The sequence below is a fragment of the Paenarthrobacter sp. E2MeOHC11 genome, from assembly GCF_058744955.1.
The window spans coordinates 4895882-4912400 of record NZ_CP196673.1; the positions used below are offsets into that span (position 1 = coordinate 4895882).

Annotated in this window: 15 protein-coding genes; 8 read left to right on the top strand and 7 right to left on the bottom strand. The window is 60.6% G+C overall.

Going from position 1 to position 16519, the window contains the following annotated elements; all coding sequences use genetic code 11:
* Both ACSSVG_RS22620 and ACSSVG_RS22625 read right to left on the bottom strand, forming a co-directional pair.
* Positions 1–957, bottom strand: a complete 957-nt coding sequence (locus ACSSVG_RS22620) for a phosphate/phosphite/phosphonate ABC transporter substrate-binding protein (protein ID WP_492416450.1) — start codon at positions 955–957, stop codon at positions 1–3.
* A 38-nt stretch (positions 958–995) separates the two neighbouring features.
* A complete protein-coding gene (locus tag ACSSVG_RS22625) occupies positions 996–1667 on the bottom strand; it encodes a phosphonatase-like hydrolase (protein WP_231340679.1) in 672 nt (223 codons plus the stop codon).
* Between the two features lie 180 nt (positions 1668–1847).
* Here ACSSVG_RS22625 and ACSSVG_RS22630 point away from each other — a divergent pair, with 180 nt between their 5' ends.
* Both ACSSVG_RS22630 and ACSSVG_RS22635 read left to right on the top strand, forming a co-directional pair.
* Complete coding sequence (locus ACSSVG_RS22630; protein WP_492416452.1) at positions 1848–2564, top strand: GntR family transcriptional regulator; 717 nt, start codon at positions 1848–1850, stop codon at positions 2562–2564.
* On the top strand, positions 2558–3700 hold the full coding sequence (locus ACSSVG_RS22635; protein WP_492416454.1) for an alpha-D-ribose 1-methylphosphonate 5-triphosphate diphosphatase: 1143 nt from the start codon (positions 2558–2560) through the stop codon (positions 3698–3700). Before ACSSVG_RS22630 ends, ACSSVG_RS22635 begins: the two co-directional genes overlap by 7 nt.
* A gap of 172 nt (positions 3701–3872) precedes the next feature.
* Here the strand turns inward: ACSSVG_RS22635 and ACSSVG_RS22640 are convergent, their stop codons facing one another.
* Positions 3873–4826, bottom strand: a complete 954-nt coding sequence (locus ACSSVG_RS22640; RefSeq protein ID WP_492416456.1) for a LysR family transcriptional regulator — start codon at positions 4824–4826, stop codon at positions 3873–3875.
* A 113-nt stretch (positions 4827–4939) separates the two neighbouring features.
* On the opposite strand from ACSSVG_RS22640, the gene ACSSVG_RS22645 reads away from it, so the two are divergent.
* Together ACSSVG_RS22645 and ACSSVG_RS22650 are read left to right on the top strand one after the other, a co-directional pair.
* On the top strand, positions 4940–5926 hold the full coding sequence (locus ACSSVG_RS22645) for a hydroxyacid dehydrogenase (protein ID WP_253468037.1): 987 nt from the start codon (positions 4940–4942) through the stop codon (positions 5924–5926).
* A complete protein-coding gene (locus tag ACSSVG_RS22650) occupies positions 5923–7089 on the top strand; it encodes a mandelate racemase/muconate lactonizing enzyme family protein (protein WP_492416458.1) in 1167 nt (388 codons plus the stop codon). The genes ACSSVG_RS22645 and ACSSVG_RS22650 overlap by 4 nt, the downstream gene beginning before the upstream one ends.
* Positions 7090–7291: 202 nt before the next feature.
* Here the strand turns inward: ACSSVG_RS22650 and ACSSVG_RS22655 are convergent, their stop codons facing one another.
* The 4 genes from ACSSVG_RS22655 to ACSSVG_RS22670 all read right to left on the bottom strand — a co-directional run bounded on the left by ACSSVG_RS22655 (position 7292) and on the right by ACSSVG_RS22670 (position 12196).
* The gene (locus ACSSVG_RS22655; protein WP_492416460.1) at positions 7292–8530 is read right to left on the bottom strand and encodes a M20 family metallo-hydrolase; all 1239 of its coding nucleotides are present in this window, start codon (positions 8528–8530) and stop codon (positions 7292–7294) included.
* A complete protein-coding gene (allB, locus tag ACSSVG_RS22660) occupies positions 8527–9903 on the bottom strand; it encodes an allantoinase AllB (protein ID WP_492416462.1) in 1377 nt (458 codons plus the stop codon). The genes ACSSVG_RS22655 and allB overlap by 4 nt, the downstream gene beginning before the upstream one ends.
* An 18-nt stretch (positions 9904–9921) precedes the next feature.
* On the bottom strand, positions 9922–10620 hold the full coding sequence (locus ACSSVG_RS22665; protein ID WP_492416464.1) for an aspartate/glutamate racemase family protein: 699 nt from the start codon (positions 10618–10620) through the stop codon (positions 9922–9924).
* A gap of 139 nt (positions 10621–10759) precedes the next feature.
* Positions 10760–12196 carry a cytosine permease gene (locus ACSSVG_RS22670; RefSeq protein WP_231340688.1) on the bottom strand — a complete coding sequence of 479 codons (1437 nt, stop codon included), beginning with the start codon at positions 12194–12196 and terminating at the stop codon, positions 10760–10762.
* Positions 12197–12438: 242 nt separating this feature from the next.
* On the opposite strand from ACSSVG_RS22670, the gene ACSSVG_RS22675 reads away from it, so the two are divergent.
* From ACSSVG_RS22675 to ACSSVG_RS22690, 4 genes are read left to right on the top strand one after another with little or no spacing between them, the layout of a single operon-like run.
* Positions 12439–12660 carry a ferredoxin gene (locus ACSSVG_RS22675; protein WP_231340689.1) on the top strand — a complete coding sequence of 74 codons (222 nt, stop codon included), beginning with the start codon at positions 12439–12441 and terminating at the stop codon, positions 12658–12660.
* An 8-nt stretch (positions 12661–12668) separates the two neighbouring features.
* A complete protein-coding gene (locus ACSSVG_RS22680; RefSeq protein ID WP_253468026.1) occupies positions 12669–14075 on the top strand; it encodes a purine-cytosine permease family protein in 1407 nt (468 codons plus the stop codon).
* Complete coding sequence (locus ACSSVG_RS22685; protein ID WP_492416467.1) at positions 14072–15295, top strand: cytochrome P450; 1224 nt, start codon at positions 14072–14074, stop codon at positions 15293–15295. Before ACSSVG_RS22680 ends, ACSSVG_RS22685 begins: the two co-directional genes overlap by 4 nt.
* Positions 15292–16518, top strand: a complete 1227-nt coding sequence (locus ACSSVG_RS22690; protein ID WP_492416469.1) for an NAD(P)/FAD-dependent oxidoreductase — start codon at positions 15292–15294, stop codon at positions 16516–16518. The genes ACSSVG_RS22685 and ACSSVG_RS22690 overlap by 4 nt, the downstream gene beginning before the upstream one ends.
* Position 16519: the final 1 nt, after the last annotated feature.

The following is a 16519-nucleotide window of genomic DNA, read 5'->3' on the forward strand; positions in this document are numbered from 1 at the left end:
TCACGGCTCGCACTTTTCAGATTTGGTGGTGAGGCAGACGTTGCGGATGCCGTCGTAGTCGGCGTCGCCGGCCTTCACCACACCCCAGGCGTGTTCGCCGGTCATCAGGCATTCCTTGCCTGTGCAGTATCCCTGGGACTCGAAGTATTCGGCGTTGGCTTTCTCAGTGAAGAGAGCCGTCAGCCTGGCCACAGCGTCATCGCCGAGCTTGTTGCGGACCGCGAAGACAGAGCCGGGAATCATCTCGGATTTCCAGACTGATTTGAGCTCGCCGGTCTTCAGTTCCCCCTTGCCGGGAAGGGTGTCTTCCACCATGGACTGCATGGCAAAGCCCACCTCGCACTGCCCGCTCTTGACGGACAGAGCTGAGGCATCGTGGCTGCCTGCGTAGATCGGTTTGAGCGCTTTGCTGATGTCGGCTTCCTTGCCACTGGAGGCGACACCCGAACTGATCAGTCCGGCTGATGGGTAGAGGAAGCCGGAGGTTGAACCCGGGTCAACAAAGCAGGTGTCCTTGCCCGAGAAGTCCTCGATCTTGGTCACTGCATCGTTGCTGCCCTGGGTGATGCCCAAGGAGTAATAACCGGCAGGGGTGTCCTTTGCTTTGGTCAGGGCGCCAAGCGGCTGGATGTCTGCCTTGTTAGCTGTGGCTATCACATAGGAGAACGGGCCGAGGAAGGCGATGTCCACCCGGTCTGCGATCATTCCTTCAACAATTCCCGCGTAGTCGCTGGCCTGCTGGAGCTTGACCTTGGAGCCGGTTTCGGCCTCGATCATCTTGATCAAGGGCTCGTAGGTACCGGTGAGGTCCGTGGAGTTCTCATTCGGGATCGCACCGATAACGATCTCTGAAGGGAACCCGCTTGACTGTTGGGGCTCACTGGCTGAGGCGCATCCCGAGAGGAGCACCACGCTCGCCAAGCCAACTACTGACGCGGACAGGGCTTTGAAATTCATTGGGAATCCTGTTCTGGAGCTTTGTGAGGGGGCGCGGCCTAGGAAAGCAGGGCGCCGGGCAGTTCTGTGACGGAATTGAGGATGTGGGTGTGGGGCGCAGTCTGGAGGTCTTCCCTGGTGTGGGCACCGGTGAGTACGCCGGCCACTACCGATGCACCGGACCGCGTTCCGGCCAGCAGGTCGCTGGTGGTGTCGCCTGCCACGGCGATCTCGCGGACGTCGTCGATCCCCAACCGCAGCATCGCTGTCAGGATCATGTCCGGTGCCGGGCGCCCACGACCCGCATCAGCGGGGGAAAGTGCGTCGTCGACCAAGCCTTCCCACCCGAGGGAGGTGATCAGGCGGTCCCGGGTAACGGGCGAGAATCCTGTGGTCAGGACGACCTTTACCCCGGCCTGCCTCAGGCTTCTGATGGTTTGGGCTGCACCGGAGATCGCGCTGACTCCCAGCGAGGCGATGTTCCTTTCATAGGCGGCCTCGAACATGCCATTGGCTTTCCCGGCGGCTGCGGAGTCGCCGCCAAAGATCTCCATGAAGACATCGATCTTGCTCTGACCCATGGTGTCCAAGGCATATTGCACAGCATCGCGGGCTGCCGGCGAGCCTGATGCAAGGCCCATGTCAGTAACGGCGGAAATGAATGATTCCTTGACGACGCCACCGTCCTGGACTGTTGTTCCGGCCATATCGAGGCACACGAGTTTGATCATTGGTGGTACTCCTGAGTGTTTGGTCCTGCGATGTTTAGTCATACGCAGTGCAGCTGCATCCAGCATGCCCTTAAAAATAAATCTGTATAGACAGATTCTGGACCGTTCTCCGATTGTTCATCAGCCATTAATCCCTTATTTTTCAACGAAGCACGCACTCGGGCAGGCTATGATTGCCTCATGCAGTCCGAACCCATCTACCTAAAGTTGTCCGAACAGATCATGGAGCAATTCTCCGATGTTCCGGTCAATCGCGCCCTGCCGTCGGAGCACGATCTTGGCAACATCTTCGGGGTCAACAGGCAAACGATCCGGGCCGCATTGGACGAACTGGAGCGACGCTGGCTCATCCGCAAAGTGAAGGGAAGCGGCACGTTCCGTACCCAGCGGTTTGAGTACCGGATCAGCCGCGATCTGGCTCCGTCCTTTACGCAGACGGTCCGTGCCGCCGGCGCGGACCCCCGAACCATCAACTCCAAGCCGGTGATACGGCAGGCAAGCCCGGAGGAACGGGACATCCTGGAGCTGGAGGCAGGTTCCAAAGTCACGGTTTTGGAGCGGGTTCGGTACATCGATGACATGCCCGTCAGTACGGCCATCTCAGTACTTCCTTCCGCCGCTGTCCCCCGCCTGGCCGCCATCCTTACCATCGATGGATCGTTGGATGGCGTCCTGCGCCGGCACTACGGCTACTCCCCGCATCGCCAATGGAGCCAAAGCCGCCTCTCATCGCCGCCCAACGAAATTTCCGAGACCCTCGGGCTCAGGGGAAGGCCGCCGCAGATCCTGCTGCGCGGCCTGATCTCTTGCTCGGAGTCGGGGAAAAGGCTGGAATATGTGGAGAGCTACCTCAGGCCCGACGTCTTCGACGTAGTGACGGAACTGGGCCAATGCTGAACAGCTACACCCTTGGACATGTCCGCGCCGTCACGCCCGAGGGCATCCTCGAGGACCAGCTGGTCAGCGTATCCGGCGGCGTCATCGAAGACATCGTCCCGCACCGCAGCGGAACACGGGCCGACGTCGATGGACGCGGACAGCTCTGCCTGCCCGGCCTGGTCGACGTCCACAGCGACGCCCTTGCGAGGGAGTACCGCCCCCGGCCCGGCGCCGTCGTTCCCGTTCCGCTGGCCCTCCACGCCGCCGAGAGCAACCTGCTCGCGGCAGGGGTCACCACCGCCTTCCACGCCATGTCTTTCCAGCTGAAGTCAGCGGTAGGTATTCCCATCAAGTCCCCGCAGGCACCGGAAATACAGGACACTTTACAGGCCTACCCCGAACCAAGAATGGACCATCGGGTCCTGCACCGGCTGGACGTTCGGTGCCCCGGAGGCATTGACCTCTTTCGCGAACAGATCGCCGGGCAACCCGGAACCCCGCTGGTGTCCTACGAGGACCACACACCAGGACAAGGCCAGTACAAGGACCGCTCCGTCATGGAACGGTGGCTGCAGGACGCCCAACAGATGACGCCGGCCAGTGCCAAGCATCACGTTGACCTGCTGGTGGCCGAAAGGGATGAGCAGATCCCCCTCCGGGAGCAGACCCTGGGGTGGCTGAGCAGCCTGGCCGCGGACGGGTCCATCAAGCTCATGGGGCACGACCCTACGTCTCCTGACGAAATCGATGACCTCATCGCCCGGCACGCCACCATCGCAGAGTTCCCCACCACAGTCCAGGCAGCCAGGCACGCGGCCGCACGGGGCGTCGCCAACGTAGCCGGGGCACCCAACATCCTGCTGGGCGGGTCCCACTCAGGAAATGTTTCCGCCGCAGAGTTGGCACAGCACGGCGTCCTGCATATCCTGGCCTCCGACTACCTGCCGTCGAGCCTGCTGCCGGCCGCCTTCGAACTGGCCAGACTGGGCCACGCTACGCTTCCTGCTGCCATCGGCATGATCACCGCTGCGCCGGCCGCAGCAACAGGCCTCCACGATCGGGGACAACTGGCGCCAGGCCGCAGGGCAGACCTCCTGCTCTGCTCAGACTCCTCCGAGTACCCACGCGTCACCCGGACATTCACGGCAGCATAAAGCAACCAACGGTCGCAGCTTGGTAAACGCATCTTCGTGAAGACCGCGTCCGGTGTTGACGCATTGCACCAAAGGGTGACGTTACGAAGGACCACGCCGACGACCTGGCATTCGGATACCGGTCTATCGCCGACGAACTTCCGGGAAAGGGCATCACAGGTGCCGGGCTTGCCTAACGCGTGTCAGGAGCTCCCATTGATACGAGCTCCTGAATCGATTCGCTGTCCGTTATGGGAGATCCGTAGGTTGGCATGCGGTCCAGATGCGGGAGCAGGGCACGCAAGGCCGGATTGCTGTTGTCCGGGTTCCAGCAGACGCTGAGACTTACCCGCCGGGACTCCACCGGGTCCAGCTCCCGGTAGACGACGCCGTCCACTCTCAAAAGCGTCGCGGACTTGGGAACAAGGGCCACCCCTCTACCGGCGCGGACCAATGCCAGCATGGCCGGTATCTCGGACACACTATGGGATGTCAAGAAGCGATCCAGGTTCAGCATAGTGGCGCACATATCGTGGAAGTACTTCTGGTCGAGGCTGCTGTAGGCAATGTAGTCGCCAACCATTGCGCCCTCGAGAGTCAGCGGCCCGGGGGCATCGGCCAGCCCATGACCGGCGGGCAGCGCCGCAACCATTTCTTCGGAGTGAAGGTGCCTGGATCCGAACATCTCAGGAACCGCGGGTCGCGCCAAGCCCACGTCCAGTTCTCCGTTTGCCAGTGCTTCGAATTGGGCCTCGCTCACCATCTCCACGATGTTGATGTCCACCGATGGGAAGAGATTGTTGACATAGGTCAGAAACTCATTAAGGACTGCATACGCGCCCATCGCAGTGAACGCGAGGCGCAGCGTACCGACCTCGCCCGCTTCTGCTTTATGGGCAAGCTGTGGAAGCGCCTCCGCAATGGAAATGATCCTTCGTGCATCAGCCAGAACCAAGGCCCCGGCGACTGTTAGGGAGATCTCCTTTCCTCCACGTTCCAGGAGCTTGGCATGCACCGCCCGCTCCAGGTTTTGAATGTTTCGGGTCAACGTTGGTTGCGTTAAGTGGAGTCTTTCTGCGGCTCTGCCAAAGTGCAGCTCTTCCGCGACGGCAACGAATCCCTTGAGTTGGGACAGGGTTGGGCTCATGCATTGAGCGTATCACCGGATGCATAAAAACGCTTGGACACGTATGACGACCTCGATTTACCGTGGATTCATCAGCTCAGAAGTTGCCCACATCACACAGTTTGAAGGATCCGATGACGACTCTAGTTATGGCCATGAACCCGCAGCGAGCCGAGGACGTGTGCGATGCCGCGACCAGGCTCCGGCTGGACGAACGATTTGATGTTCGCTGGGGATCGGACACCTTTGACGCCGACGAACTGGCCCGTTTGCTTCCGGGAAGCGATGTTGTGGTTACCAGCTGGGGAACGCCCAAGCTGACGGCGGCTATGCTCTCAGACGCTGCCGCGCCGAAGATCATCGCCCACGCAGCAGGCACCGTAAAGAACGTGCTTGATCCAGATACTTTCGACATGAACCTCGCAGTGTTTTCCGCAGGTGTTCGAATCGCCGAATCGGTTGGCGAGTACTGCCTCGCTGCAACCTTGACCATGCTCCGAAGGCTGCCGGCGTTTGATCAGGCAATGCGGGCGGACGAATGGAAACCCGCGAACGTGCGCGGACGGGAACTGACGGGCAAGACCGTAGGAATCGTGGGCGCCAGCTCCACGGCACGGGCTTTCATCTCGCTTCTGAAGCCTTTTCATTGTGACGTAGTGGTCTATGATCCCTACCTTTCTGACGCGAAGGCACGCCAGCTGGGCGTACGCCGCGGCGAACTCGAGGAAGTTGTCCGCGCGCCCATCGTCTCCCTGCACGTTCCTAATCTTCCCGCCACGGAAGGAATGATCACCAGCGAGCACATCAAGTCCATGCCGGACGGCGCACTGCTGATCAATTCGTCAACCGGTCCCACGATGGACTACGACGCACTTGAGGCCGAGCTTTCCAACGGCAGGGTTTTTGCGGCCTTGGACGTCTACCCGCAGTCACCTCCCGCATTGTCAGCCAACTACACAGCCTCACCCAACGTGCTGCTGACTCCTCACATCGCCGGCGACTCGGTAGAGGGGCACCAGGCCTTGGTGGGCTTCGTGATCCAGGACGTGGTCAGTTGGCTTGAATACGGGCAACGCGGCGAAAGCTGCGTCGATCTCAACGCGCTCTCCCGGTCGGCATGAGCTTGTACCCCTCAGACGCTCTGGAAGAGCGGACCCAATACCGGATGCCCCGCGTCGCGTCATTGGAGGTCTTCGCGGTCAAGGTACCCTTCAAACATTCGTTTGTCCTCGGAAGCGGTGCAGTGGGTGCCCCAGGCCAATGCGGCGATGTCATCTTCGTCAAGCTCACAACGGACTCAGGACACGTTGGTTGGGGGGAACAGAGAGCCCTGCCGAGCTGGAGCTACGAGACGCCGGAGACCATCGTACTTGTCATTGAAAAGTACCTCAGCCCTCTGCTCATGGACCTCTCCCCCTTTGATGTAGGACTCTTCCACCGCCGGGCCGACAAGGTTCTCAGCCCCTCGGTCTCCAATGGATTCCCTTTTGCCCGCGCTGCAGTGGATGTAGCGATGCATGACGCCGCAGGACAAATAGCGGGACTCCCCGTTCACGCGCTCCTTGGCGGCAAAGTCAACAGCGAGCTGGAACTGTGTTCTGCCATCGGCGTCGACACGCCCGCCGCCATGGTTGCACGAGTCGAAGAATCTTCTGAGTATCACGCTTACAAGGTCAAGATTTCCGGTGACGTCCGGGCAGACACCGAAGCGGTTCACGCTGTGTCTGAGGTCGCCGGCGGCAAACCACTATGGCTTGATGCCAACCAGTCGTACAGCCCATCGTCCATGATGCGGCTCCTGGACAGAGTTGTCGACGTACCGGGACTCTTCTGCGTGGAACAGCCCGTGCCCAGCACCGACTGGGCAGGCATGAAGCGAGTCCAAGCCGCGAGCCGGATTCCCGTGGCCATCGACGAGGGCAGCTTTACCTCGCAGGACTTAGCCAGGACTATTGCCCTCGGTGCAGCCGACATGGTGGTCATCAAGATCTGCAAGTCCGGCGGAATCCGTAACGCCATGAAGACGGCCGCCGTCGCCACCGCCAACAGCACGGAAATTCTGGCCAGTGGACTGACCGACTGCGGCATCGGGTTCGCGGCTTCCCTTCATCTCTTCAGCAATCTGGAACTGGCCCTCCCCGCAGAACTCAACGGCCCCGAACTCCTCAATGACCTCTACGTCGAAGGCCTCACCATCACCAATGCCATTGCCACAGTGCCGGATGCGCCTGGCTTGGGCGTGACCGTCGATGAAGAACGCATCCGGTTCGAATCCCACATCTAGTCCCCATCCCCACCACCAATTCATACAAGGGAAAAGGGGCGAGACGCCAAGCCCGATTTCCCAGCGGCCGGTAGGGAATACCAAAATCCGACCGCCCTGTACCCGTCAAACGCTGAATAACTCGACACAGTGGGAGTGAAGGGCTGTAAGTACATCCTTTGCGCAGCCCCTCACTCCTAGCGGCCGGTGTGTGACCGCACTCCTACCGGTCCAGTGCCTTCATTACCCGAAGGACAACCTCGGTTCCTCTGCGAAGATCATCGAAATCGGTCCATTCTTCGGGAACATGGCTCCGGCCAGCACGGCTTGGAACGAAAACCATTCCGACCTCCGTGACCTGGGCGATGAACATCGAGTCGTGCCCCGCCCCGCTGCTGATATCCCGGTGTGTGTACTCCAGGGCCGAGGCCGCTTCGCGAACGGCGTCCACCAGGGTAGGAGCCAGCTGCACCGGGCTGAGATTGAAAAATTCATCCACATCGGCAGCCACACCGGACTGGGAGGCGACCTCGCCGACCATGACCGAGATACGGTCGATCAGCGCACGGAGCGACTCCTCATGCGGAGAACGCAGGTCCAGTGTGAAGTCCACCTCCCCCGGGACCTGGTTGCCTCCACCGGGGGCCACTGTGAGGTGGCCAACGGTAGCCACTGTGCCATCGGCGATCTCGTTGACGAACCGGTTGACCTCCCGCACCATAAGGGCGGCGGGTACCAGCGCATCCTGGCGCAGGTGCATGGGGGTTGTGCCGGCGTGGTCGCTTCTGCCTTTGACCGCAACCCGCAATGCGCGAACGCCAACGATGGAGGTTACGACGCCGATCTCTATTTGCTCCTGCTCAAGGAGCGGCCCTTGCTCAATGTGTAGTTCGATAAAGGCACGCATGTCCGCCGCGGAGCGGGCTGCAGCCTGCAGTTCGCCCGGCTTCAAGCCGAAGGCAGTAGCCGCCTGCCTCACGGACACTCCATCCTCATCAACCAAAGAGTCCAGTTCCCTGTCGGCGACCAACCCTGCAATGGCGCGGCCGCCCAACATGCCACTGCTGAAGCGGGCCCCTTCCTCCTCAACGATGGCAATGAATTCGAGAGGATGCCGGTTCACGTAACCGTTCTCTTGCAACACCCGGGCAGCCTCAAGAGCGCACACCACGCCTGCGGTGCCATCAAACATCCCCCCGTTTCGGACCGAGTCGAAGTGCGAACCGACCGCGATCGCAGGTAGCTCCGGATCAGTGCCTTCACGTCGGCCGATGATGTTGCCGAGAGCGTCTTCACGAACGCTCAAGGCGGCGGCTTTCATAGCCGCAATGAGCGTTTCCCGAGCGGCGGCGTGCTCTGGAGTGTAGGTCAGCCGGGTAACACCGGGGCCTTCCGCCGAGAACCGGGAGAGCTCCCGGATCTCTTTCTCAATGCGCTCCGCTTGCGCTTCCTGCAGGGTCACTTCGACGCCTCGTAGTCGCGACGGGTGACGAACTGGCCGAATCCCTGCTCGACCAGAACTTCTCCTTTCTCTGCCACCACCGTTCCGCGCACCATCGTCAGAACCGGCGCACCCGTGACGGGCATCCCGTCGAACGGGCTGTACTTATGCAGGGATCGGAACTGCGACGCATCCACTTTGGTGTCAATGTCCAGATCGAGGATCAGCAGATCGGCGTCGGAACCAACCTGTAGCGTGCCCTTCTGCGGATAGATGCCAAAGAGCTTCGCAGGTTTCTCGCACATCACCTCGACGAGGCGTTCCAACGATAGCCTGCCCTTGTTCACTCCATTGGTCAGCATCATAGGCAGGGATGTCTCAAGGCCCAGCGCACCGTTGCCGGCTTTCCACACGTCCTTCCAGCCGGGTTCTTTGTCCTCGACAGGATGTCCGCCGTGGTCAGATCCAAGGGTGTCGATGAGCCCGTTCTCGAGTTGTTCCCATAATCTGACGTTCATCGCGGCTGAGCGGACGGGCGGGGCGACCTTCATATACGGTCCGATTCGTTCGGCGTCGTCCGTGGTGATATTCAGATACTGCGGACCCGACTCGCAGTGGACGTCCTGGCCCTCGGATTGCGCCTGATGTATCAGCTCGACGCCGTCAGGGTTGCTCACGTGAAGCACGATCAGTCGACAGCCGGCTTCTTTCTGCAGTAGCAACGCACGCTGAATGGCCTCGTTCTCCTGGAAGACTGGTTGGGATGCCTCGTAGGCGGCCATGTCCTTGCCGCCAGCGGCTTTGATCTGCTTCTGGAGCGCTTGAATGATCGTTTCATTTTCGGCGTGGACCACGATGACTGAACCACAGGCTGCGATCTCCTGGAAGATTTCGAACAGTTCGCCGTCGCTGACGGCGTCGAACATGCCCGGCACTGAGGCTGCCATCATTGACTTGAAGCCCACAGCGCCGGCGTCGTGCATTTTGCGTATCTCGGGCAGGTTTCCCGGTACTCCGCCTCCATAGAGCGCGAAGTCAACTTTCAACCGCTGCCCCGCCTGCTTCTTCTTTTCGAGGAAGGCGTCCAAAGTGGTGGTGGGTGGGAAGGTGATCGGCATCTCAATGATGGTGGTGATGCCTCCCACGGCCGCAGACTCGGAATCGAGTTCGAAGCGGCCGTACCGGTTCTTGAGATCCATGTCGATGATATGCACGTGTTCATCGACCACGCCCGGCATCACGAACTTGCCGCCGGCGTCAATGGTTCGGCTGGCCTCGACATCACGTGTGTCCGCGCTGATGGCGGCGACTTTGCCGTCTTTCACCAGAATGTTTGCTTTGGTGATTCCGTCACTGGATACCAGACGGCAGTTCTTAACTATTACGTCAAACACTAATTCCACTCCTTTTAGCTAGAGGTACTGCTTCTCTGTCGGTTTTTGATACGAGTTCGCTTTGCTGGTCTGGTGGCCCAGAGCGACCAGACTCTCGGCCACGCGGCAAGCTGCCTCGACGGGGTCGATGACAGGAACGCCGAGCTCAACGCTCAGTTGACGGGCGAACCCCACCATGCCGGCGCATCCGAGCACTATCGACTCGGCGCCGTCCTCCTGGACCGCCTCCTTGGCGGCTTGCTTGAGCGTCTCCAGTGCGGCGTGTTCGTCCTCATGGAAAGCCATCACCCCCAGGTTTGGGAGCTTGATGGAGGCGAGGCGATTCGTCGCCCCCGCTTGCCGTACCAGTTCGTGCAGATGTTTCCTGACCCGCGGAAGGATGCTGACAATGGAGAAGGTGGCCGCGACGAACGAAGACATGTGAATTGCAGCTTCGGCAACCCCTACCACTGGCCTGTCAGTCAGCTCCTTGACCGCGTCAAGTCCCGGATCCCCGAAACATGCGATGACGTAGGCGTCAGGCGGGTTTTCCCGCTCAGCGCGCTCGACCTCTTCGACGAGGTGGAAGGTGGCCAGTGCTTCGTCATAGCTACCCTCAATGACGGCGGGTCCTCTGGACGGGTTGATGGCAGAAATTATGGTGCCGGGCGCTACGACTTGTTGCGCTGCGTCCGCAACCGATTCAGTAAGGGCGCTGGAACTGTTGGGATTGATCACGAGGATCCTCACGGTGTTCCCTCCTGCAGGTGAATGATCGGGACATGCCCAGGGGCCACGCCCCGGTAGTTTTTTGAAACGTCAAACACGCTCCACTCCTTCTGGGAAGAGATACTGCTTATCTGGTTATCTGTTGGCTTCATTGGTGAGTGGTAAGTTCCCCGTCCTCCTGTTCCAGCAGGTAGTCTTCATTCGCGCTTTCCGCCTCGGAGAACAACGGGAACCTCTTCGCCACCCACCTCATGGCGGGATAGTGCAAAGCCACTGCGGCAGCAAGGCCAGTGATGAACATGAGGTCAGGTGTCAGGAAGGCCAGGGCCAAGGCAACCACGTAGACCGCGAGCGCAACCCAGTTGAACCCGTGCCAATAGGTATAGATGCCCTTGGTCCGATACAGGTCCTGAAGGCTGACCCTGCCGCGGCGAACCAGGAAGTAGTCGGTGATCATGATGCCTGCGAGTGGACCCAGCGCACTGGCCAGGATGTTCAGGAAGCTATTAAGCGTGTCGGCGAACTGCCATGGCATCATCAGCAAGCCGACGGCGCCTGAGACGATGACGCCTGTCTTGAAGCTGAAAGCGCGGGGGAAGGTGCTGCACAGCGTGTAAGCAGGAGACAGGAGATTGGCGGCGGGGTTGGTGGACCAGGTTGCCAGCAGAACGAATACCTGGAAAAGAATGGCCATGGGAACGGAGACTTCGCCTACGACCTTGGTGATGGCGAACACCGGGTTCCACTCCCCCACCAACACCATCGACGCGGCTCCGATAAATCCGAAAATGACTGACGCCGGCACCATTCCCCACCATTGGGCCGCCGCATACTTGGCATCGGACTTGGCCCGGCCTTCCCCGGACTGAGTCGGGGCGACCTTACATTCCTTCACAATGTCGTGGATGCTCACCACCACGGCAATCCACCCCCCGACGAAGATCATGACCGCCGTGGAGAACGGCAACCCCGGAGTCTCACCACCCATGTTCATGACCTCCCGGAGCGTCACTCCGGCGCCATCAAGCATCAGGTAGACCATGAACACACCCATGGCCAGCAACACCGGTGCGGCAAAGATGTTCATCCACCGGATGAAGCTGATGCCGTAGAAGGTGGTCACCACCTGCACAGCGCCGAAGATTAGCACCCACAAGGTCAGGTTTGAGAACCCTGTGAGGATCCGGGTGATTTCATCAAGTGCCAGCGCTCCGAGCCACGTCTGAAAGCCGAACCAAAACAATGAGAGCAATGCCTTCACAACGATGGGGATCAACGATCCCCGGATACCAAACGGCATCCGCGCCGCCACAGTGAAGTTGATACCCCAGCGAATGGCCGCACTCTGAGTGAAAAACACCACGACGACGGCGATGGTACAACCCGCGGCAATGGCCACGATGACCTGCCATACCTGAAAACTGGCCGTCAGTTGCCCCGCGGCAATGAATATGGCCACTTGGATCGCCATGGCAAACCAGATGGCAGCCAGGGAGAACGGCCCCACGGAACGTTGAGCGTAACGCGTAGGTGCGTTGGATTCGTTCAGGAGACTGCGGCCCTGCTGGTCTTCTGTTGTCGTCATTGACATTTCTCCTTGCACGAAGAGGAACGAACGAGGCAGAGGGCTACTCTGCGTCCCGCAACTTCACCACGCACGCCGACCTCACCGCGATGTACATGACATACAACTTTTTACGGAAACTTATACGCCATGGACATGTACGCGGGTGTGACGGGGGCCATAGTGTTCCGGGTATGAGTTGGCGCGCCAGCACGGCTTGCCCAACCAGTCGATCAATCTTCACCATGAACTAAGGACAGCCAATGCGCGTATTTGTTGATCAGGTCAAGTGCACAGGGCACGGGGTCTGCGAGGAGCTCGCCCCCGATGCCTTCCTCATCGAGGACGACGGAATTGCTCGCGTCCTCATCGCCGAAGTGCACGGCGCAACGCTCGCCGAAGTGCAGGCCGCCTGCGCACAGTGCCCCACACAGGCAATCACCCTCGCTGAACCCGATCCCTCATCCTCCGCAGAGAACGCGTAGGTCCCGAGATGAAGGAAAGCGCAGCTGCCATCGAAGTCCAAGGCGCGAGCTTCATCCCCGATGAGCAACGATCCGGAAGACCGCGTGACCTCTTTTTCATGTTCCTTTCAGCCAATGTGACCCAGCTGTACGTTGTCATAGGCGCGACGATCATGGTGTTCGGCCTGAGCATGTGGCAGGCCGTGGTGGTCATTCTTGTGGCCAACAGCCTCATGTTCCTCATGGGCTGGTTCGCCAGTATCGGCGCCGCATCCGGAGTGCCAACATCGATTATCACGCGTGCTCTTTTCGGCATGCGGGGAAACAAGGTCTTTGGGGCCGGCGTGGTAGTCGTTCTGTCGACCCTGGTCACCATCGTCAATCTCGTGATCGGTACGCAGGGTGGTTTGGTCGTTGCCGAGCGGCTTGGCATGGCACCTGACGTCGCCACGACGGCTATCGTCTGCGGAATCATCGTGCTGGCATCCACGGGACTGGCAATGTACGGCTACAACATGATGGTAAAGACCAGCGGCGTGCTCACCGTGGTTATCGCTGCTGCTTTCGTTCTGCTCGGATTCTTCGTCTTCCAAAAAGTGGACCTGGCATCCTTCCAACCGGTCCCGACGGAGAATCCTGTCATAGGCTTCGTCGTCGCGCTGACGTTGTGCATCGCGATGCCGCTGTCCTGGGGCAGCGCAGCGGACTTTGCCCGGCACATCCCCAGCACCACCAGACGCAAGCCCATCGTTCTCGCCGTCGGGCTCGGCGGCATGATCCCCCTCGTCGGACTGGAGCTGGTAGGCGTCCTTGCCGCCACGGCCACGGACATGTCCGAACCCGTCACAGGACTGATGAACCTCGTTCCAGAATGGTTCGGCACCGTGCTCGTCGTGGTCATCGTCATTGGTTCGATCATGAACACAGTCATGACCATCTACGGAGGAAGCCTTGCTGTCCAAGCCGCCGGGGTGCCTGTGTCCCGTGTGGTTGCAGTGACCGGGCTCGGTCTAACCGCGGCTATCGGCACGGTCTACGTGCTCTTCTTCGCGGACAGCTTCCTGAACATCCTCCAGCTAGGGCTGACGTGCTTGGGCTCAGTGGCAATGCCCCTGACAGCCATCTATCTCGTCGACAGCGTTCGCCGCAAAGGTCGCTACGACGGCGTCGCCCTGTCCAACCCCTCCCAGGGAGGCCCGTACTGGCATCGAGGCGGATTCCGTCTCTCCGGGATCTGCGCGCTGCTCGGCGGCTCAGTGGTGGCACTGCTGTCACTGAATGGGGCTTCATACCAGGGGCCCATAGCCGCAATGCTCGGCGGCATCGACATGTCCATCGTTCTCGGTGGGACGGTTGCCGCCGTGCTCTTTGTCGCGTTGTCCCGCCAGGAAGAACGAGCCACCTCCAACAAACTCACCGAAAGGACCCCACAATGAAAGAACCACTTGACTTCGCGGACCCGACTCTTTATCAGAACCCTGTACCGGCCTTCAACAAGATGCGCGAGGAGCACCCCGTGTTCTGGTCCGACAGCGCCGGAAGCTGGGTCGTCAGCCGCCACGCAGACGTCGTTATGGTGCTCAACAACCTCGAGGACGCCCAGGCGAGCCTGTTCAAAATCAACGATTACGCAGAGCAATGCCCATTTGGTAAGGGCACAGCCATCTCCCGCGGAATTGAAAATGCCCTGGTCACCACGGATCTGCCCGACCACCCGCGGCTGCGCCGGCACACGGCACCACTGCTCACACGGCGGTCCGTAGAGCGGGACTACGCTGAGACAGTCGAGCAGACTGTCATCGCGCTGCTTGAGGGCATCGAGGAAGATACCCGGTTTGACGTCCTCGACTCAATCTCGGTGCCGCTACCGTTGGCGGTGGTCACCAAGCTGATCGGCTTCGACGCCGAAGATCCCCTCCAGCTCAACCATTGGGCCGTTGATCTCACCCGGTCACTGGAACCGCACCTGGACAGTGCCAGCCTCGAGGCCAGCGATAAAGCAGCCACTGCACTCGAGGACTACTTGCAGGGAGTGCTTCGGGACCATGCTTCCACCGCGCCCGCCGGGACCGTACTGCAGCGTTTGTACCAAGGCATGGAAGAAGGAACGCTGCTGTCCGAACAGGAAGCCGTCGTCCGCCTCATCGAACTCGTCGCCGCGGGAACCGAAACAACCACCACGATCATCCCGGCCGCCTTCGAGGCAATGACGCAATTCCCACAGGTGTGGAAGGAACTCCAAGCCGATCCAAGTCTGATCCCTGCAGCCGCCGAGGAGTTCCTGCGCTTCGCCACCCCGTCTCCGTTCACAGGCCGTGTGGCTGTCAAGGACATATCTCTGGGAGAACACGTCATCCGCCCCGGAGACTCCATCCAACTTGCCATCCTGGCCGCGAACCGCGACCCCCGAGTGTTTAGCGACCCGGACGTTCTCGACATCCACCGGACACCCAATCCGCACATCACGTTCGGGGGCGGTATCCATGCTTGCCTCGGCCAGCATCTCGCCCGCCTGGAATTGATCACCGTCCTGAAGCACGCGGTAAGCCGTTGGGACTCGTTTGAGGTTGCCACCGAACAAGTGGTCCGACGTGATCGGATCGGCGTCTGGGGGTACTCCGCGTTCCCCATGACGGTGCAGATGCGGGCGGCATGATGAGACAGAACGCTGACGCGCCCGTCATCATCATCGGCGCCGGCCTTGCCGGCCTGCGGGCAGCGGAAGGCGCCAGGCGGGCCGGCTATACCGGAGCGCTGGTGATGATCGGGGACGAGGAGCACCCACCCTACGACCGGCCTCCGTTGTCGAAGGACTTCATCACCGCACCTGCACCGCCCGACGTGCTCCTTCGCGACCCCGCCGAGCTCAGAAACGAACTCAACATCGAACTGCGTCTCGGGCAGGCTGCAGAGCAGCTGGATGTTCCCGGCAAACGCGTCCGGGTGGGTCAGGCATGGCTGGACTACTCCTCGATCATCCTGGCCACGGGCTACCGCTCCCGCACCTTCAGCACCAATCGAGAGGAGCAGAATCTCTACCCTATCCGCACGGTGACGGACGGGATGCGGCTTCGGGAACGCCTCGCTTCCGGCGCCAGGCACGTGGCGATACTCGGGGCAGGTTTCATCGGTTCGGAGCTGGCGAGCTCAACACGCTCCAGGGGCATAAGCGTGACGCTCATCAGCACAGTAAGGAAGCCACTCTCCGGGGCACTCGGTGATCAGGTGGCCGATGCCCTCGTCCAACTGCACCGCTCGAACGGCGTAGACGTAAGGCTCGGATGCAGCATCGCCGAGGTCAGCGAATCCTCCATCCTGCTCTCCGACGGGTCGATGGTCCCCGCCGATGTCGTCGCCTACGGAATTGGCGGCGAGCCAGCAACAGAATGGCTGGCAGGATCAGGTATCGAACTCGATGGATTCGGCGTGGTGTGCGACGAATTCCTCCGGGCAGCGCCCTGTGTCTACGCAGCAGGCGACATCGCATCCTGGCCCAGCAAACTCTTTGCCCAGCAGCTTAGAAGCCCACACTGGACGGCCGCTTCCGAGCAAGGTGTTAATGCGGGACACAACGCCGTCAGCGACGCGAAAGAGCCATTCGACACCGTCCCGTACTACTGGTCCGACCTGTACGGCAAACGCCTACAATTCGTCGGCGTGGCAAGCGGGGACCAGATGATGGTGGTGCACGATGAGCTCCCTGACGGCGGATTCCTGGCGCTCGCACGATCGGGGGACCGGATCTCCGCTGCCTGCGGGATCAACATGCGACGACAGATGGGGGTTGCCCGTCGGCACATCCGGCAGCAGTCCTCTTGGAGCGTAGCCATGGAAGATCTGGGCGTAGATCAAAACCCGGCCGTGCTCTCGAGGGTTTAGC